Origin of the sequence: Streptomyces lancefieldiae (assembly GCF_031845825.1) — a bacterium.
Taxonomy (GTDB): domain Bacteria; phylum Actinomycetota; class Actinomycetes; order Streptomycetales; family Streptomycetaceae; genus Streptomyces; species Streptomyces lancefieldiae.
The window spans coordinates 217,130-233,302 of sequence record NZ_JAVRFH010000001.1 but is presented as its reverse complement, the minus strand read 5'-3'; the positions used below and the strand labels follow the sequence as shown (position 1 = coordinate 233,302).

Genomic DNA, 16,173 nt, shown 5'->3' with positions numbered 1-16,173 from the left:
GTCGGGTCTCCTTACGCGGGCTGCACGATCAACCACGCGACGGTGCTGGTGTCGGTGGTCGACGAACTGGTGATGGTGAAGGACGTCCCCGCGGTGCGGGCAGACACGCGCAGCCAGCCGGGGGTACCAGCAGGCGTCTGGCAGGTGAGGAAGATCCTCGACCCATCGGTGACGGCCGTCGTGGTCACGACCCGTGTCCCGGCCGCGAGCGTCGCGGTGCCCATGCGGGCGTTGGTGCCTTCGGCGATGTTGAGGCCTCGGCCGGCTGTCAGCGCGACGAGGTCTCCACTGGCGAGCATGTTGCTGCTCGTCTCGATGCTGCTGTCGACGTACAGGTAGCCGGGCACGGTGAGCTGTCCGCCGCCTTGGCCGATCTGGGTGACGGTGCCCTGCAGCACGTTGGGGGTGGTGTGGGCGTGTGACATGAGCGTTGCACTGACGCCGGGGTCGACTCGAACGAACGCTGTTGGGGTTCCGGCGGTGGATTGTTCGATGCAGCCGTGGATCAGGTGTGCGGCGCCAGCAGTGGCGAGCCAGATCGCGGTGGTGGCGTTGTTGGAGACGGAGCAGCCGGACAGGCTGACCCCCTCCGACGACACGATTTTGTATGCGGTGCCGTCCTGGCCGTTCTTCGCGACGGTGGCTTCCGCGCCGCACCCGGTGAGGGTGACGGCGGAGCAGTTGGTCAGGAGGTAGCCGCAGCCGTTGCTGTCGGCAGCACACCCCGAGAGGTTCGAGTAGAACAGGCGCAGGAGGTTGTAGCCGGCCTGCCCGTTGTTGTTGGCGTAGCAGGCGACGAACGCGCAGCTCGTCGATGATCCGGTGGAGTGGATGTTGAAGCCGTGCCGGCCGTTGCTGACCGGGATGACGCTCGTGAACGTCGACACGATGGGCGTGTCGATGTCTATGCCGTCCAGACCCCACGTGGCCACGGTCACGTTGTCGAGCCGTACATACGGTGTGGCCTCGGCCGCGGCCAGGCCGAGCTTCAGCCCCGTGCCGGTACCGGTACCAGGACCGGACAGGGTCAGGTCGGACAGGGAGATCCGGATGCGGTCGGTGCCGGTGATGCCGTTCGCGGTCGTACTGGACTGCTCCAGGACCGTCGCGCCCGGGCCAGCGCCCTGGATACGGATGTTGTCCGCGCTGAGGGTGAGAGCGGCGGTGAGCCGGTAGGTTCCGGCCGGAATGTAGACGACGCTGCCGGTGGCCACGGCCGCGTTGATGGCGGCCTGGATCGCCGCGGTGTCGTCAGCGGTCCCGTCGCCCGTCGCACTGTAGGGGGCTTTCCGCACATTGATCCAGTCGGTGACGCCGACTTGCACGAGGCTGTCGGCGTAGGCCCGGTCGCCGTGCGGATCCGCCGCGGCGACGTGGGCGGCGACCTTCGCGGTGGCGTCGTCAGCAGCCGCCGCCCGATCCCCGTGCGGATCGACGGCGGCCACATGCTCGGCGACCGCTGCCGATGCCGCCTCACCGGCGAGGACTGGCACGTCGTCCTCCCGGGCGAGGCCGGTGATGTCGCCGGTCTCCCCGTTGACGGAGGAGACGAGGCCGGCGGACACCTCTACGATCCGGGTCTGCTGCCCGGTGGTGACGTTGATTTCGTCGGTGAGGGCTTCGCCTGTGACCTGGATTCTCACCGGGTCACCTCCAGCGAGACGCTCGCCCGGCCCTGCAGCAGCCGCACGACGGTGCCGCCCTGGGCGACTTCGAGGTCCCAGAGCCCGTTGCGGGTGAGGGTTTCGGTGACGGCGGCGGGGATGGCGAGGCGGATCGTGTCCCCGATGACCGTCAGGTGCGGGGTGAGGTCGAGGAGGAGGTCACCGTGGTCGGAGGCGGCAGCGGACCGGATCTGCGACCGCGCCGTCCACCCGTCCCAAGTGAAACCGGGCACGTCGATGACCGTGAAGTTTTGGATGTAGGTGGCGCCCTGCTCGATGCACAGGTCGAAGATCCCTGCGGCCAACCCTGCCACCTCCGGAATCTCCGTATCGGCAGCGTCCGCGACCAGCGTGGCGTCCGCGGCAAGGGCGGCGGCGGCGTGGGCGGTGAGGACCGGGGCCGCGGCGAGCACTGTTTCGGCGGACAGGCTGGCCGTGCCGCGTGCGCTGGCCCGCAGAGTGCTGGTGAGGTCACTGACCGCGGACAGTGTGGCCCCGCCGACGAAGACGGCGCCGTCGGAGAGGGTGTTGAACTGGTCGTATTCGGCGTAGTCGTCGGTGCCGGCGTCGCGGTGGGCGCTCATGTCGAGCGCGCACGTGTCGATCTCCGTGAGGATCCAGGCCGGGGTGGCGAGGGTGCGTTGGGTCGTCCACGTGGCGCCGTCTGGGCTGGTGTCCCAGTACAGGTTGGTGCCGTCTTCCCGCATCCGCAGCCAGCGGTGATCCACGGCCGAATAGGGAATGTCGACGGACTCGGCGTCGTAGTAGCCGACCTCGTTCTTGCAGCGCAGCAGCCCAGTGACCGAGTTGATGATGAAACCGACCCTGGTGCCCGCGGTCTGGGACTGCACCATCACACCGCAGTACGCCTCCGCAGCCGTACTCGCCGCAGGCACGGTAGGCACCTCGACGTACCAGGACGCGCCGGCCATGGTCCACGAGTAGGCGGTCTGGCAGCCGGCGTACCCGGTGGTGCAGGGCACGCGGGCCCGGCCGTCGACGATGGCGGTACCGCCGTAGGAGTTACCCCACTCGGGCCCGAGGAGGCCGCTGTTGAAGTTGTCGACGAGCACAGACAGGGACGGCATCGGGGCCTCCCTAGGTGATCGACAGGGCCAGGGCTCCAGCGGTGAGCCGGAGTTCGTCCCCGGCGGCGACGGTGCGGGACTCGGTCAGCGGCCCGTACCAGAGCCGGACCGGCACCGCGGCCGAATCCCAGACCTCCACACCCACGACCGTGGCGGCCGGCATACCAGCCCACACAAGATCGGCGCTGTTGCTGGTGGCGCCGTTGACGGCGGCGGCGACGGTGAGGTCCTGCCGCGTGTAGGACCCTCCGGTGACTTCGGCGCCTGCGGTGGTGTCGTCGCCGTTCGCGGTGACGAGAGCCACCTTCAGTGGGGTGGTGGGGGCGGTGGAGGGCAGCCCGAGAATGAAGTCGAGGCACCGGTTCTCGGCGGTGTTGGTGAGTGCGTCGGCCACGCGGCCTCCTTCGTCGGGCGCCGCGCGGCGCAAGGATGGGTGGTCCCGCCGCCGGGACGGGGGGTGTCGGGCGGCGGGACCAGGGCGGTGACCGGAGCCGCCCGTCTGTGGTGTTGTCCGCCCGGCCACCCCACGTGGACCGGGCGGACAACAAGGGGCCGAGCGCGCGGCGCTACCAGGCCCACCCTGCGGGAGCCATCACGCAGGGAGCATCAAGCGGCGTGAGCCGGGTAGACCCGGCGCGCCTTCTCGCGGGTGGCCTTCTCGGCGTTGATCACGTCGATGGCACGGAAGAGGGGACGACCGCTGCGGTCCTCGCCGGCCTGGCGGAGGACTCCTCGGTACTTCCAGTTCCTCACCGTGTTGGGCCGTACCTGGGCAGCTTCGGCAGCTTCGGCGACAGTCCAGAGGGTGGTCTGGAGATCAGCGGTCAGATCGACCACGGCGGCCACCTCCTTGAAGGGTGCCGGAGAACGAGAAAAGGCCCCAACGGAATGATCCGTGAGGCCTTGAGCATGTGCGGGCATGCTGCGCGTGGCCTCAGGATCATGCATGATGCGGGCGAAAGTCAAGCGGCCTGTGTGACAACTGCCGCCAGCGCCTTGACGTAGGTGTCGTATTCGGCGCCGGTCATGATCCTTCGGCAGTCGGGGTCCCGGCACTCAATGTACGGGCGGTCGTCGACGAGACGAAGGTCGCGGGACTCGGCGAGGTAGGGGCCCTTGCAGCGGGGGCAGGGTGCCATCTTACGGACGTCGCGCTGGGGATGCTGCTTGGTGAAGCGTTGGACAGCGGCGTGCCAGTGGCGGATCTGCCCGGCCGGGTTGGCGTTGCCCTGCTCGTGTGGCTCGCCGGCCGCGGGGTGGTGCTGCATCATCCAGTCGAGTTGGGCGGTGAGGATGCGGCAGGCGCTGGTGATGCGGTGTCCTTCGCGGATGCCGTCATGGTCTGGCTGGTTGTCGTGCTTCCAGATGCCGCGGAGGGCGAGAACGTCGGTGGCGAGTTCCTCGATCTCTCCGAGGAGGGTGTCTATGAGGAGTCGTGCGGCTTGCCCGGGCCAGGCAGGGGTGTCGTTGGGGCGGCTGTGGATGGTGGCGGTGTTCTGGGGGCGAGTTCCGTAGAGGGCTTCAAGGTGGACTGCTGTGAGGAGTTCGGGGAGTTCAGCGAGCTGTTGTCGGGCGCGTTCGGTGCAGGCGTCGCATTGGATGGGCTGCCCCCAGGCGGGGTTGATGTGGTGTTCGGTTCCGGTGTCGATGCGAACGGTTTCGGCACGACGCCAAGCGTTGTTGCACGGGCCGGGGCAGGGCTTCTGGGTGGGGTGGTCGTGCACGGCAGGCTCCTCATGGAACGGGATCCAGGGTGACGCTGTGGCCAATGGTGCACCATCACGCCGACAACGTGGGCCAATGGCACCCCGGGCATACCTGTGGGCCCGCACCTGGCACGGTGCGGGCCCACAGGGTGGGGTGGTCAGGCTGCTTCGCCGTCTGTCTCAAGTCGGGCTGCCCACTGGGCGAGGGCCTTGAAGTCGCGGTCGAGGAGCCCGTCTCGTGGACTGACCCAGTGCAGGAGCGCGGGACCGTCATGTTCGTGGGTGACGTACTCGCGGTCGATGTCCTCGAAGTCGTCGTCGATCCACGCGAACGGGCGCCCCGCGGCCCAGTCGACGACGTGCCGGGTCTTCCAGAACGTGCCGCCGACGCAGCCAGACCGGGGCTGCTGGGCGCCGTCGGGCCACTCGATGACGGGCAGGTCGGGGAGGCCTATGTGCGGTCCGATCCACTCGTTGGCTTCGTGCGCCCAGGTCGTGCACCAGACGAGATCGAACGGCAGGGCCTGGAGGGCGGAACCGTGGCTCGGGTTGAGCCAGACCCGCAGCGGCTTCTGCCACGGCTGCTCCCAGCCGGTGGGCCGCATCCGGTGGGTCTGGTAGCCCTCCGGACGGCGGGACGGCTTCGCAGCCCACGGGTTGAGGGGGCCGTCAACATCGATCAGGAGTATCGGCTTCACGTGCGTGCCTCCCGGTGTGGGCAGTTGATGATGGGCTGGTCGTGGTGGGGCTGTCGGGCGTGGGGTTCGGTGGCCAGGTATACGCCGGGCCGGGTCTCGACCGGCGGGGTCAGGTGGCAGTGGCAGGGGATCGGGGTGCTGCACTCACGGCAGAGGGCCATGCGCGTTCCTCGTCTCGGCTGATCCAGTACCGTCGGTCGGCGGCTGCGGCTTGGGCGGGGGTTTCGTCCCACCAGCCGGCGGGAGGCCCCGGCTCAACCAGCGGGCCGTCGGCGGGCGGGGCGGTCACGGCTTGGCTTCCTTGACCAGCTCTACGAGCCACGTCGGCCAGTTGCGGTGTCCTCGGTCGAACAGCACGTCGATGCTGTGGTCGGTCTCCTCGCCGCTCTCGCGGATCCAGATTCCGAAAAGGCGGACGACCGTGTCGGGCTCCCTGGTGCCGGTGTCGTACCAGTAGGTGATCTGGACCTGCGTGGGGCGGATCGATCCGCTGCCCCACCGGTTGTCGACGACCGGGGCGCCTTCGATGCCCAGGTTGACCATGTGCGAGCGGACGCGAGTGGTGATCTGCGTGGTCATCGCTCCTCCTTCGTGATCAGGGTGGGGATGTCGGCCCACCGCACGGTGAGCCCCGGATTGCGGGCGGCGAGCACCCGGTTGGCGCGGCGGAGTCGGATCTCCAGCAGCTGCCGGGCCTCGGCGTACTGCGGGCCGCGGCAGGCGGCGTACAGGCGGGCCGCCTCCGCAGCGTCGGCGACCGCCGCCTGGCCCCGGGCCGGGAGGTGCCGGCCGGCGAGGCTGGCCACCGCATCCGGCACCGGGACCGGCAACGTCGGGCGGGCGATCACGGGTGCACGCCGAGCCGGTTGGCGATCTCGCGGAGGTCTCCCATGGTGAGGCCGGTGCGCACCCTCTGGCCGTAGATGCCGTTCGTCGCCTCAACCATCAGGCGGCTGTCGTGCTCGTCGGCGTACACCTTCAGCACGTGGGCCAGCGCCTCCAGTGCGTCGGCGGGCTCGTCGCCGTACTGCTCCATCGCCTCACGGCGGATGCGGTCCATGTGTCGGGCCATCGCGTTCCCCTCTCCCACGTTTCGTGTATATGCACACCGTACCTATGGTGCATATACACGGCAAGTTCTATGGTGGAACTCATGCATATACAGCCCTACGCTGACCCCATGGCCAAGCAGAACACCGAGCGGCACACCCCGATGCGCCCGATCCGCATCCCCGACGACGAGTGGGAAGCCCTCGGCAAAGCAGTCGGCGACCGCAACCGCGCGAGGCTCATCCGCGAGTACATCCGCTGGCACCTGCGCTGGCCCGGCAACAAGCAGCCTGAGCGCGCTCCCGAACAGATCGGCGGTCCCGGCATCAGCAGCAAGACCCAAGAGGCGCAGGATGGATGACCTGGCGCAGTGGCTGCGCGCGCAGCTCGACGAGGACGAGCGGATCGCACGGGCGGCAACCGAGGGGCCTTGGTCCGTCGATGACAATTCCTACGCCGAGGCAATCTATGCGGCCGACCGGCGCACTACGGTTGTCGCGGGCGGGCGCTGGGGCGGCGAGGCGTCGGTGTTCGAGTCGACGGAGGATGCGCTGCACATCGCCGCGCATGATCCGGCGCGGGTACTGCGCGAGATCGACACCAAGTGGAAGATCCTCGTCGAGTGCGTCTACTGGCACGGCAAACTCGCTGGGGAGGCCGCCGCCCCGTCGCCCGCCCCGTTCCCGGCGCTCGGCGAGGCCTTGGACGCAGTGACCCCGATCCTCCGAGCGCGCGCCCTGCCCTACGTGGACCGGCCCGGCTACCGGGAGGAGTGGCGGCCGTGAGGATCAACGAAGCGGTAGCCGAGGCGCTCGACGCGATCGGCGATGACGCCGACTACGAAACCGCCCGTCGCCTTCTCGGTGAAGCCGAGAAGGCTCTCGGTTCGGGCACGACCACCGAGGCGGCAGAACTGCTGAACCAGGCGATCACCGAGATCAACGAGGTCTGTCCCCTCTAGCCGCTTCCGCGTTTCCCGCCCCGCTCCCCCACCGTGCCCGTCACACTGCTGCTATGGCAATCCGGGCGAGTATCCAGGCGGACAGTGAGGATGAGTGCGTAGAGGGCCTGGCCCGCGCCGTACCAGCAGCCAAGGCCCCGACCGTCTCGGATGACGGTCGGGGCCTCGGTGTGTCCAGCTAGAGGACGCCAGTCGGGAACGGGCGGTGGTCGGTGGTATTGGTGAAGGTGCGCCGCCATCCCCACGTGAAGGCGAAGTCGGCGATGCCGAGTTCCATGAGGGCGATGCACCGGTGGTGTCCGTCACCGATGGCGACTTCGTGGGTGCGGTCGTCGATGCTGAGCCGGATCGGCGTCTTCAGTCGGCCACCGTTGGCGACGAGTTCGGCCTTGTAGGCGTCGACTGTGGCCCGGTCCCGCCCGCGGGCGAACTGCCGGCGGGCGTGCTCCCACTTGTGGTACTCGGACGGCCGAATCTGACGGTCGTTGAGCTTCGCTGTCGGCATGGTGCCTGTCCAGATCGCCATCAGTCCCACACCCAGTCCTGCCCTGCCCGTGCAGCCCGGTCCGCCGCACCGCCGAGAAGGTGGGCGAGCTGCGCCCACTCAGGGCCCATGGCCCGACTGGCGGCGGCCTTCCTCAGGAGGGCGGCGATGCGGCCGGCCTGCTGGGGCGGGGTGTAGACGGGGGTGTACAGCCGGCCGTCGAAGAGGTGGGCGACCTCCCGCCACTCGCTGCCGCTGAGCACGTGGGCCAGATGCTTGCCGAGATTGGCGATGGTGAGCGCGGACCGGGTGGACGGCACTCCGTGGCTGATGCTGATTCCCACGGTCACCGTCCGATCGCGTTGCCGGGGGCCATACGGATCTCGCCGTAGGCATCGAGGACGTCCTGCTGGTGCTGGTCGCAGAAGTACTTGCCGCGGGCTTTGCGGCGGGTGCAGAAGCGCTGGCCGTCGTTGTGCCAGCTGCCGACCTGGATCTGGTAGCCGCAGGTTTGGCTGCCGCGGTCGGGTTCGGTTCGGGTGAAGTCCATCAGGGGCTCCTTACAGTCCGTGGGTGTGGGCGTGGTGGGCGGCACGGTCGAATGCGAGTAGTACGGGGGCCGCACTGGCCTGGGCGGCGTTCCAGCTGGGGATGGTCTCGGCCCAGGCGAAGTCGGCCTGGATGCGGTCGAGGAGGTACACGCAGGCGTCGTCGGCTAGCCGCCGGTCCCCCGCGGCTTCCAACCGGATGGCGCGGATAGGGCAGACAGCACCGGACTCGTCGAACAGGGCGTCGCGGCACCAGCCGTCGGTCTCGATGCGGATCCGGGCCTGGTGCAGCAGGTCGGCAATCGGCGAGCTGTACGGGGACGGCGCGGCGGCCGGCGTGAGCTGCAGGGGCGCGGTCTCGGCGATGTGCGGAATCGGGTCGGCGCCGGGCAAGTGCGCGACGTTCACCTCGAAGGCGACCGCGGCCTGCTCCAGGCGGACGGTCATCGCGGCGTCGAGCAGGGCGAGCCGGGCGTCGAGGTCGAGAACGGGCGGCGCCGGGCGGGTTGCGGGCGGGCTGGTGATCGTGGTCATGTAGGGGCTGCTCTCTGCGCGTTCGCGCGTGGCGGGTGGAAGGGGCGCCCCTGGTCGCTTCCAGGCATTCGAGGGGCGCCCCGGCACAGCTACTGGCGGCCGAGCGGGGTGGCGGCGTTCGCCCAGGCGAGTTCGGACAGTTCGCCCTTGGCGGCGGTGCCACGCTTGTGGCGCTCGGAGATGTCGTGGGCGATCCGTTCGGCGGCGGCCTGATCGCCGCGCTGCATAGCGGCGACGAAGTCACGGACGGTCTGGTGCGTGTACTGCACGGTGATCTCCTTCTGAGCTCAGTCGGTGATGTCGAAGACGAGGCCGCTGGGGGCGATCGTGACCTTGGTGCCGCAGCCGCAGCTGTACTCGCGGTTGCCGCGGGCTGCGTCCTTGCCTGTCATGTCCTCGCCGCAGCAGATGGGGACGTCGTCTCGGTCGGTGTCGTCGCCGATGGTGAGTTCGTAGCCGTAGCTGGTGGTGGGCACGGTTCTCCTTCTGGTTGGGGGTTACGGCCGCCAGGACCCGATGGGCCGGCGGTTGCGCGGGCTGGACGTCTGTGCGGCGAGCTTCTCGATGCCGCGGATCTCGGCTTCGTCGAGGAGGCCCTCGTAGTTGTCGCCGAGGGGGGCACCGACGGAGCGGGCGGCGTCGGCGATGTTCCGCATGCCGCGGGGCGGCGTGTCGTGGATCGGGCCGAAGCAGCGGAGTACGTGGTCGGCGGCTGCGCCGTACCTCGTGCAGGGGGTGCCGGTGAACGGCAGCCGCTTCGTGAAGACGACCTCCGAGTAGAGGTTCTTGTCCTCCCACGGCGCCATGTCCTGGGCGATCTTGTAGACGATGTAGTAGCGCTTGTTGAGGACGATGTCGCGGGCGAACTTCCGCTCGTCGCCCGGCCTCCAGGTCTTCGACATGATCAGTCTCCGTTTCGGATTTGTGATGGTTTGCTCTTGCCGCTCAGGTCTGCTCAGTGAGAGAACGTGCAGGTCAGGGCTGCTCAGGGGCCTGATCAGGCGCTGCTCAGAGCAGACGCTGAGCAGGCTGTGAGCAGCACTCTGAGCGGCTGTGACCTGCGGCTTTGCGGCCTGATCAGGGCTGAGCAGGCCCTGATCAGGGGTACATACTTCGCGTAACGGTCACAGCAGGTTGCGGAGTCGATCACGCTTGAAGCCGCGCGGATTCTGCTCGTCGCCAATCGGGCCGAGCGTCAGCGGTGCTCCAGCGCCGGCCTTCTTCATCAGGGCCTTGAACTCGTCGACATCCAGGTCCGCGTACTCGGGGTCGAACTCCTGGAGGGCTACGAGCAGCACCTCGGTCTTCATCCGATCGACGCTGGCCTTCTCCATGACGGCGACCGAGTCCTCGACCGCGGCCCGCGCCGGTCCGTCCGTCAGCTCCGACCCGGCGGGCGGTTCGGCGTTGCACAGGCGCAGCAGCTGCTCCCAGGTGAGGAGCGAGACGGGCGCCGGCTTCTTGAGCTCCCCGTTCTTGTCGAACTCCGCCTCCGCGTACTCGGGGAGGTCGACGCCGCGCATCCCGTCGAGGCTGTCCTGGTCGGGGTCGAGGAGTCCGGCGTCGGCCCGTTCGGCGGCGAGCTTCCGCAGCACGTCGGAGGAGGCTTCGTGGATGGCGTACTCGATCGGCTCGTCGGCCATGCCGGGCACGCCCTGGATGAAGATGTGGCCGGCGTCCTTCGGGTCTGTGTCGGTGGCCGGGGACAACTTGTGCGGCAGGTAGCCCTCGCGGACGGAGTCGTCGCCGAAGACGGCACGAGTGTCGCCGACCTTGCACGGGCCGACGGCCTTGAGCGCCATCATCTGGGCGATGTTCTCGCCGAGGTAGCGGGTGGTGCCGCCCTGGGAGGCGTACTGGACTTCGATGAGTTCCTTGCGTCCGACGAGGAGCAGGTCGAACGCGAGGAGCTTGGCGAGGTCGGACAGCTTCGGGAACTCGTCGATGAAGATCGTGACAGCGGGGTGCGTGGCGGACGGCTTCCACTTCTTGCCCATGCCGAGCTTCGCCCGGAGCCGGGCGCGTGCCTTCGACATGACCAGGAAGAACAGCAGGACGGCTTCGATCTGCTCGTTGCTCCGCGCGGTGATCCTTACGGCGTCGCCGAGGTCTTCGAGGCCGTCGCCGTGCGGGTCGCAGTCGATGGTGATGTTGTCGTAGCAGGCGGTCACGCCTTCGGCGAGGGCCTGGAGGATGCCGGTCTTGCCGCCGCCGGAGGCCGCTACCCACAGGCCCATGACGCCTGCCAGGGACAGCTCGAGCGGGTCGCCGCCGACGCTGGTGCCGATCCGGAACCGGTCGGTGATCGACAGGGACTTGGGCGCCCGGTAGGGCAGGCCGGGGGCGGTGGCGAACGGGTTGCCGTCGACCAGGCGGAGGATGGCGCAGGCGCGGCGGGCCCGGAGCGGCTGGGGTCGGACACCGTTGGTGGGAAGATCGAACTTGGTCTCCAGGTCACCCGACTTGGAGATGATCGCTTCAGGGGTGCCTTCGTCGACGCGGACGACGCACTGCCATCCCCAGGGCTGCCGCTGCACGTCCGCAACCTCGACGATCGGCACGTTCTCGGCGCGGGCGGCGAGGAGGACGCATTCAGCGAGTTGCTGCGGCCTGGCCACGTTCCTGAGCGGGTACGGCTTGGCGTCGTCGGCGAGCTGCTCGACGTTCATGACGACGTGTGATCCGACGCTCGTTGCTCCCCCGGCCTGCGTCGGGTCCGCCAGGAACGTGGCGGGCAGGCTGGCCGGGGTCTGTGCGAAAGGGACGTCACCAGCCTGGCGCGGCAGGAACGGGCGGGAGATCAGATACCAACCGAAGCCGGCCGCGGTGCTGACGGCGGCCAGGAGCAGCGGCTGACCGGTCGCGGCCTGCTCGAGCACGGTGCCGAGGACGGGCAGGGTTGCGACGCCTCCACCGGCGACCGCGGCGGCCCGCGCCATCTTCTTGCCGCTGCGGACAGCGTTGATCTCGCGGTCGGTGGGCGGCAGCACGATCGTGGCCTGCAGCGCGGCCAGCTTGGCCTCTTCCTGGGCGGCGCGCCCGCCCAGGTTGGACAGGGTGGCGGCGCTGACGTTCTCTCCGTTCTCCGCCTGCATTTTGGCGTGGTGGAGGCGGCCGTGGGCTTCGGCGACGATCCGCTGCTGCTGGGCGATCTTCTCGGCGTGCTTGCGGTTCTTCCGCTCGGTGGCGGCCTGGATGATGTCGACGTGGTCGAGGTCGCCGCCGGCGAGCCAGTCCTTGGTGCGGGCGGAGGCGTGGCCGCGTTGCTCCTTGAAGGCGGACTTCATCCGGGCGGCGGGCGGGGCGGTGGGCGGCTTGGAGGGCATGGGCGGGATCTGCTGCTCGACGGGTTCGGTCTCGGTGGCCACGGGGCCGGTCCTTTCCGGAGTCGGGGGCGGGGCCCCGGTTGAGGCCCCGCGGGTGGGTGTGGCCTAGAAGCCCGACCAGACGTTGCCGAGGCCGGTGCCGATCGATCCGCCGAGCTGCTGGACGAGCGGGCCGACGAACGTGGGGGCGAGATACACGCCGAGGGCGATGCACGCGATGGCCTGCACGACCTTCACCGAACCGCGCCTGACCATGACGATCACGCCGATCAGCAGACCCACCCCGACGGCGACCGTGACGCCGATCGTGCCGCCGCTCGCCTGGGTCTGGTACTGCTGCGGGGTTCCGGCCGGGACCTGCTGCGGGTTGACGAGCTGCGCGCCGCTGCCGCTGTCAGGGGTGAGCCCGTTGGTGATGCCGTCGGCGCTCCCGGGCTCGGCGTCGGCCTTGATTCCGGCGACAACGGCGATCTGCTTGGCGGTGGCCTGGTGGCCGTAGCCGCCCATGCCGGTGATCCGGATCGTGCGACCGTCGGGCAGGGTGACGGGGGCGGTCACGGCGCGCTCGACGACGGGCTCGGAAGCGGTAGCGGAAGCCGGCGAGGGGGAGGCCAGGGTGATGGTGGCGGCACCGCCGAGGACGGCGACGGCGGCACTGCCCGAGACGGCGAAGCGGCGAATGGTGGCGTTCATAATTTGATCTCTCCAGGGGTGGGTTAGCCGACGTGCGGGCGGGCGTTCTTGGCGGCGATGGCAGCCTGTTTGCGGGCAGCTCCGACGTACTTCGGGGTGTCGCCGGGGCGACGTGTTGCGCGCGTCTTCAGCACCCGGTTCGGGCCGGGGGGCATTTGAGCAGCACGCTGGGCGTTCATGGTCTTGCTGGGGATGTTCACGGGGGTGTTGGTGCGGGCGGATTCGACGCGCTTCGCGGCCACATTGCGAGCCCGAATCACCTCGGCGGACTCGCCCGGGTCGGTGCCCTCGATGTCGAGGTGCGCGCGTCGCCACACCGCCTCGGTGACGGTCGTCTCCCCGAGTGCAGCGGCGAGCCGCAGAGCGTGCTTCCACACCTCCGGGAAGTCCCTCGCGCGGGCCTCGGCGAGCTTCTTCGCCGTCTCCTCGGCAGCCTTGTCGGCGGCCTCCTTCTCGACGGCTTTCCGCTTCTCTTCGGCGGCCCGTTCCTTGACTGCGGCGCGGTCGGCCTTCCGCTGCGCACGCCGCTCGCGCCAGGTCGGCTTGCCGTCGCGCTTGCGGATGCGACCGTGCTCGTGAAGGTCCCACATGCCGGGGCCGGCGACGGAGGCGAGGGCCGTACCGAAGGCCGTGGCCGCGTCGAAGGCGTCGAGGCCGTGGACGACGTTGATGGTGGCGGCGGTGAGGGCGCCAGCCCAGGCGACGAGACGGTAGTGCCACTGCGGCCGGCCGTCGGTGACCGCCGCGGCGGCACCGACGAGCGCGACGAGGGCGATCACCTCGATGAACACGGGGGCGACGAGCAGGTACTTGGCGTTCGGGTTGTAGAAGGCGGACGACTGGACGGGGAGGGCGACCGCGGCGCACAGGCCGTAGAAGCCCATCGCCACCTGACGCCACCGCTTGCTGGACTTCTCGACGGCCTTGGCCTGGTCGAGCTCGGCGCGCTGTTCTTCCTCGGCCTGACGGTTGGCGTCTGCGGCGGCACGCTCAGCGTCCTCGCGCTCCTTGTTGGCCTTGGCGATACGCGCCTGCCGGGCGGCCTGCTCCTCCTCGAAGCGGGCTTCGGCCCGGTCGTTGGCGATCTTCGCCTTGCGGGCGTCCTCCTCGGCCTTGATCCGGATCGCCTCCGCCTCGGCCTCGGCCAGCTTCAGTTCGGCTTCCTTCTTCGCCTCGGCGGCGAGTCGCTGCTCCTCGGCCTCCGCCCACGCTTTCGAGCGGATCGCTTCCGCCTGAGCCTGGGCGATCAGGTCGTTGTCGGGCTCGGTCGCGGCGGTCGGCTCGGTGATGGCGTCGTCCTGGGCGGTGGGGGTGGCGTCTATGGGCTGCCAGTCCCCCAGCACGGGCGGGGCCGGCGGCCGGGCGTGGCCGTTCACCTTCGGCGGACTGGCAGTCATGACGTGGGGGTCCCTTCTAGGTGGAGGTGGGGTGGATGCGGGGCTGTGCGGTCAGGCGCTGTGGCGGATGGCGGGCTGGACGGTCATCCCGGCGGGGACCGTGTCGGCGGCCAGGGCCTCGAGCGCGCCGGCGATCCGGGTGAGGGCGTGGGCCTGGGCGATGCGGGCGTACACGTCAGCCTCGGCGAGCTGCTTGCTGTCGGGCTTGGAGATGCCGTCGCGGGAGGCGAGGGCCCGGCTGATCTTCTGGAGGTAGTCGGCGTTCTGCATGACGGTGTCCTTCCGGATCAGTCGGTGGGCGTCTGAGCGATGTGCTTGATGCGGCTCTCGGGGATGAACAGCGTCAGGTCGTGCTCAAAGTGGAGGGCGAGGAAGTCACCGTCGTGCTCGAAGGACTTCAGGCGGGCCCACTCGAAGCCGAGGTCCGCAAAGTGGGGGTACTCACGCCCTTCGGTGTGGGCCTGGTCGTCGACCGTGACGATCTGGAAGGAGGCCATGTCGGGGTCCTTTCAGGGGCGGGTTGGATGCGGTGCGAGGCGGGCGCCGGACGCGGGCTGGGGCTCCGCGCCCGGCGGTCTCGGGGGCAGGCGGTCTAGCCGGGAAGGGCGGTGCACTGGTCGGCGTGCTCCTGCGCCCACGTCACAAGCTGGTTGCGGTAGGGGATGTCGTGGCCCCTGGTCCACCGGCAGCACCGGCAGCGGGCGGTGGAGCGGCTGGAGCCGTCGTCGATGTCGACGGTGGCCTCGGGGTTACCGGTGACGGTGGCGGCCCGGGTGAGGATGCGGGTGGCAACGGCCATGTCGGATGACTCCTTTTGTTGGTGGACAGCTGGTCAGCGCTGGACGACGGGGCGACGAATGTCGCGGTGGGTGACGGTGACGGTGTGGCCGCGGCGGCGGAGCCGGCGGGCGAGTTTTTCGGCGACGACAACCGATCGGTGCCTTCCGCCTGCACACCCGGAACCGATGACGATCCGGTCGACGGACGGGCCGGTCGCGTAGGCCTGGGCCTGCCGGGTGGTGGCTTTGAGGAGCTGCCGGATGCCGCGGGTGCGGAGGACGGTGTGGCGGACGAGCCGGTCGCGGCCGGTGAGCTGCCGCATACGCGGGTCGACGTGCGGGTCACGGAACGCCCGCCGCAAGTCCAGGACGATGTCGGCCTGCGGAGCGTCGGCGTGCAGGAAGCCGAACGAGACGATCTCGACGGTGGCCATCAGGCGGCGGCCTCGATGACGCGGCTCGCGTTGCGGGCCGACTCGACGAACTGGATGCTCATCCACCTCTGGTCGACGCCGGGGCCAGTGAGGTACCAGCCGTCGATGCCGTCGACTACGCCGAGCTCAAGACGCCAGCCGTTGTCGGTCTCCCATCGGTCTCCCGGGGAGGTAGTCGTCCAGGTGATGCCGTTGATGGTTTGCCAAGCTGCGGTCATGGCGAGTCCTTCCGGGTCAGGCGGCGGCCGGGTAGTCGAAGCCGTCGAGCTCGGCGAGCAGGGTGGCGTCCAGTCCGGCCGCGTACTCGCGGACCGCGGCCATCCGGGCGGGGTCGCCGGAGCGGCGGGCCTCGGCGTACTCGGCGAACACCGCGGAGATCGACATGGTCAGCGCCTCGGCGACCGTGACCGCGGCACGGAACCGCTGCCCCAGGTCGGTGTGGGCGTAGTCGGCGGAGAACAGGAACGGAGACATGGAGGTGCCTTTCGGGGTGCAGTTGAATGGGGGTGGGGATGGTCAGGCGGTGGGGCGGGGCAGGGCGCGGCACTTCTCCGCGTGCTCCTGGGCCCAGGTGGCGGCCTGGTTGGTCGCCCAGCCCGTTGCCCGCGCTCCGGTGCACATCGGGTCGAAGCTGAAGTCGGCCTCACTGTCGGGGCAGACGGTGCAGCGGGCGAGGACCCTGTCGTCCTTCTCGATCAGGTCCACGGTGACGGTCGGGTCACCAATCGCCTTGCCTGCATCAGTCAGATAGCGGGCGATGACACCCGCGGGCCAAGCGGCAGACTGGGTGGTCTGGGTGGAAGAAGGCATG

At 69.6% G+C, this 16,173-nt stretch carries 30 protein-coding genes; 3 read left to right on the top strand and 27 right to left on the bottom strand.

The features are described 5' to 3' along the window. Positions 1–11: 11 nt before the first annotated feature. The 10 genes from RM812_RS01180 to RM812_RS01135 all read right to left on the bottom strand — a co-directional run bounded on the left by RM812_RS01180 (position 12) and on the right by RM812_RS01135 (position 6,228). On the bottom strand, positions 12–1,643 hold the full coding sequence (locus RM812_RS01180) for a right-handed parallel beta-helix repeat-containing protein (protein WP_311570453.1): 1,632 nt from the start codon (positions 1,641–1,643) through the stop codon (positions 12–14). After that, on the bottom strand, positions 1,640–2,752 hold the full coding sequence (locus tag RM812_RS01175; protein ID WP_311570452.1) for a hypothetical protein: 1,113 nt from the start codon (positions 2,750–2,752) through the stop codon (positions 1,640–1,642). The genes RM812_RS01180 and RM812_RS01175 overlap by 4 nt, the downstream gene beginning before the upstream one ends. 10 nt (positions 2,753–2,762) lie before the next feature. Continuing rightward, positions 2,763–3,146, bottom strand: coding sequence for a phage tail fiber protein (locus RM812_RS01170; RefSeq protein ID WP_311570451.1), 384 nt, complete (start codon positions 3,144–3,146; stop codon positions 2,763–2,765). A 212-nt stretch (positions 3,147–3,358) separates the two neighbouring features. Further along, complete coding sequence (locus RM812_RS01165) at positions 3,359–3,589, bottom strand: MerR family transcriptional regulator (RefSeq protein ID WP_311570450.1); 231 nt, start codon at positions 3,587–3,589, stop codon at positions 3,359–3,361. Positions 3,590–3,714: 125 nt separating this feature from the next. After that, complete coding sequence (locus tag RM812_RS01160; protein ID WP_311570449.1) at positions 3,715–4,476, bottom strand: hypothetical protein; 762 nt, start codon at positions 4,474–4,476, stop codon at positions 3,715–3,717. 140 nt (positions 4,477–4,616) lie between these two features. Further along, positions 4,617–5,156, bottom strand: a complete 540-nt coding sequence (locus tag RM812_RS01155) for a hypothetical protein (protein WP_311570448.1) — start codon at positions 5,154–5,156, stop codon at positions 4,617–4,619. After that, complete coding sequence (locus RM812_RS01150) at positions 5,153–5,317, bottom strand: hypothetical protein (RefSeq protein WP_311570447.1); 165 nt, start codon at positions 5,315–5,317, stop codon at positions 5,153–5,155. The genes RM812_RS01155 and RM812_RS01150 overlap by 4 nt, the downstream gene beginning before the upstream one ends. Positions 5,318–5,441: 124 nt before the next feature. Then, positions 5,442–5,735 carry a hypothetical protein gene (locus RM812_RS01145; protein ID WP_311570446.1) on the bottom strand — a complete coding sequence of 98 codons (294 nt, stop codon included), beginning with the start codon at positions 5,733–5,735 and terminating at the stop codon, positions 5,442–5,444. Next, positions 5,732–5,962: a hypothetical protein gene (locus tag RM812_RS01140; RefSeq protein WP_311570445.1), complete on the bottom strand. Its 231-nt coding sequence runs from the start codon at positions 5,960–5,962 to the stop codon at positions 5,732–5,734. The genes RM812_RS01145 and RM812_RS01140 overlap by 4 nt, the downstream gene beginning before the upstream one ends. A gap of 38 nt (positions 5,963–6,000) precedes the next feature. Beyond that, entirely contained in the window at positions 6,001–6,228 is a 228-nt protein-coding gene (locus RM812_RS01135; RefSeq protein ID WP_311570444.1) for a hypothetical protein, read from the bottom strand. Between the two features lie 108 nt (positions 6,229–6,336). On the opposite strand from RM812_RS01135, the gene RM812_RS01130 reads away from it, so the two are divergent. From RM812_RS01130 to RM812_RS01120, 3 genes are read left to right on the top strand one after another with little or no spacing between them, the layout of a single operon-like run. Further along, positions 6,337–6,567, top strand: a complete 231-nt coding sequence (locus RM812_RS01130) for a hypothetical protein (RefSeq protein WP_311570443.1) — start codon at positions 6,337–6,339, stop codon at positions 6,565–6,567. After that, positions 6,560–6,991 (top strand): DUF6221 family protein, encoded by a 432-nt coding sequence (locus RM812_RS01125; RefSeq protein ID WP_311570442.1) that lies wholly within the window; start codon positions 6,560–6,562, stop codon positions 6,989–6,991. Before RM812_RS01130 ends, RM812_RS01125 begins: the two co-directional genes overlap by 8 nt. Continuing rightward, complete coding sequence (locus tag RM812_RS01120; RefSeq protein ID WP_311570441.1) at positions 6,988–7,167, top strand: hypothetical protein; 180 nt, start codon at positions 6,988–6,990, stop codon at positions 7,165–7,167. The genes RM812_RS01125 and RM812_RS01120 overlap by 4 nt, the downstream gene beginning before the upstream one ends. A 178-nt stretch (positions 7,168–7,345) precedes the next feature. Here RM812_RS01120 and RM812_RS01115 read toward each other — a convergent pair whose 3' ends face one another. The 17 genes from RM812_RS01115 to RM812_RS01035 form a co-directional block, all read right to left on the bottom strand. Continuing rightward, on the bottom strand, positions 7,346–7,693 hold the full coding sequence (locus RM812_RS01115) for a hypothetical protein (protein ID WP_311570440.1): 348 nt from the start codon (positions 7,691–7,693) through the stop codon (positions 7,346–7,348). Next, complete coding sequence (locus tag RM812_RS01110; RefSeq protein ID WP_311570439.1) at positions 7,693–8,001, bottom strand: DUF7739 domain-containing protein; 309 nt, start codon at positions 7,999–8,001, stop codon at positions 7,693–7,695. Before RM812_RS01110 ends, RM812_RS01115 begins: the two co-directional genes overlap by 1 nt. Next, positions 7,998–8,201 (bottom strand): hypothetical protein, encoded by a 204-nt coding sequence (locus tag RM812_RS01105; protein WP_311570438.1) that lies wholly within the window; start codon positions 8,199–8,201, stop codon positions 7,998–8,000. Before RM812_RS01105 ends, RM812_RS01110 begins: the two co-directional genes overlap by 4 nt. 10 nt (positions 8,202–8,211) lie before the next feature. Continuing rightward, entirely contained in the window at positions 8,212–8,733 is a 522-nt protein-coding gene (locus RM812_RS01100) for a DUF6197 family protein (protein WP_311570437.1), read from the bottom strand. A gap of 89 nt (positions 8,734–8,822) precedes the next feature. Beyond that, a complete protein-coding gene (locus RM812_RS01095) occupies positions 8,823–9,002 on the bottom strand; it encodes a hypothetical protein (RefSeq protein ID WP_311570436.1) in 180 nt (59 codons plus the stop codon). A gap of 18 nt (positions 9,003–9,020) precedes the next feature. Continuing rightward, complete coding sequence (locus RM812_RS01090; RefSeq protein WP_311570435.1) at positions 9,021–9,209, bottom strand: hypothetical protein; 189 nt, start codon at positions 9,207–9,209, stop codon at positions 9,021–9,023. Between the two features lie 21 nt (positions 9,210–9,230). Further along, positions 9,231–9,635: a hypothetical protein gene (locus RM812_RS01085; protein WP_311570434.1), complete on the bottom strand. Its 405-nt coding sequence runs from the start codon at positions 9,633–9,635 to the stop codon at positions 9,231–9,233. A 222-nt stretch (positions 9,636–9,857) separates the two neighbouring features. After that, positions 9,858–12,101, bottom strand: coding sequence for a hypothetical protein (locus tag RM812_RS01080; protein ID WP_311570433.1), 2,244 nt, complete (start codon positions 12,099–12,101; stop codon positions 9,858–9,860). Between the two features lie 63 nt (positions 12,102–12,164). Further along, positions 12,165–12,752 carry a hypothetical protein gene (locus RM812_RS01075; protein WP_311570432.1) on the bottom strand — a complete coding sequence of 196 codons (588 nt, stop codon included), beginning with the start codon at positions 12,750–12,752 and terminating at the stop codon, positions 12,165–12,167. A gap of 23 nt (positions 12,753–12,775) precedes the next feature. Further along, positions 12,776–14,149: a coiled-coil domain-containing protein gene (locus RM812_RS01070; RefSeq protein ID WP_311570431.1), complete on the bottom strand. Its 1,374-nt coding sequence runs from the start codon at positions 14,147–14,149 to the stop codon at positions 12,776–12,778. 51 nt (positions 14,150–14,200) lie between these two features. Further along, positions 14,201–14,419, bottom strand: a complete 219-nt coding sequence (locus RM812_RS01065) for a hypothetical protein (protein WP_311570430.1) — start codon at positions 14,417–14,419, stop codon at positions 14,201–14,203. A 17-nt stretch (positions 14,420–14,436) separates the two neighbouring features. Then, positions 14,437–14,646: a hypothetical protein gene (locus tag RM812_RS01060; protein WP_311570429.1), complete on the bottom strand. Its 210-nt coding sequence runs from the start codon at positions 14,644–14,646 to the stop codon at positions 14,437–14,439. A 95-nt stretch (positions 14,647–14,741) separates the two neighbouring features. Beyond that, positions 14,742–14,948, bottom strand: coding sequence for a hypothetical protein (locus RM812_RS01055; protein ID WP_311570428.1), 207 nt, complete (start codon positions 14,946–14,948; stop codon positions 14,742–14,744). Between the two features lie 33 nt (positions 14,949–14,981). Then, positions 14,982–15,362 carry a RapZ C-terminal domain-containing protein gene (locus RM812_RS01050; protein WP_311570427.1) on the bottom strand — a complete coding sequence of 127 codons (381 nt, stop codon included), beginning with the start codon at positions 15,360–15,362 and terminating at the stop codon, positions 14,982–14,984. Further along, entirely contained in the window at positions 15,362–15,580 is a 219-nt protein-coding gene (locus RM812_RS01045; protein ID WP_311570426.1) for a hypothetical protein, read from the bottom strand. Before RM812_RS01045 ends, RM812_RS01050 begins: the two co-directional genes overlap by 1 nt. A gap of 16 nt (positions 15,581–15,596) precedes the next feature. Next, entirely contained in the window at positions 15,597–15,836 is a 240-nt protein-coding gene (locus RM812_RS01040; protein WP_311570425.1) for a hypothetical protein, read from the bottom strand. 42 nt (positions 15,837–15,878) lie between these two features. Beyond that, the gene (locus RM812_RS01035) at positions 15,879–16,172 is read right to left on the bottom strand and encodes a hypothetical protein (RefSeq protein WP_311570424.1); all 294 of its coding nucleotides are present in this window, start codon (positions 16,170–16,172) and stop codon (positions 15,879–15,881) included. Between the last annotated feature and the right edge of the window lies 1 nt (position 16,173).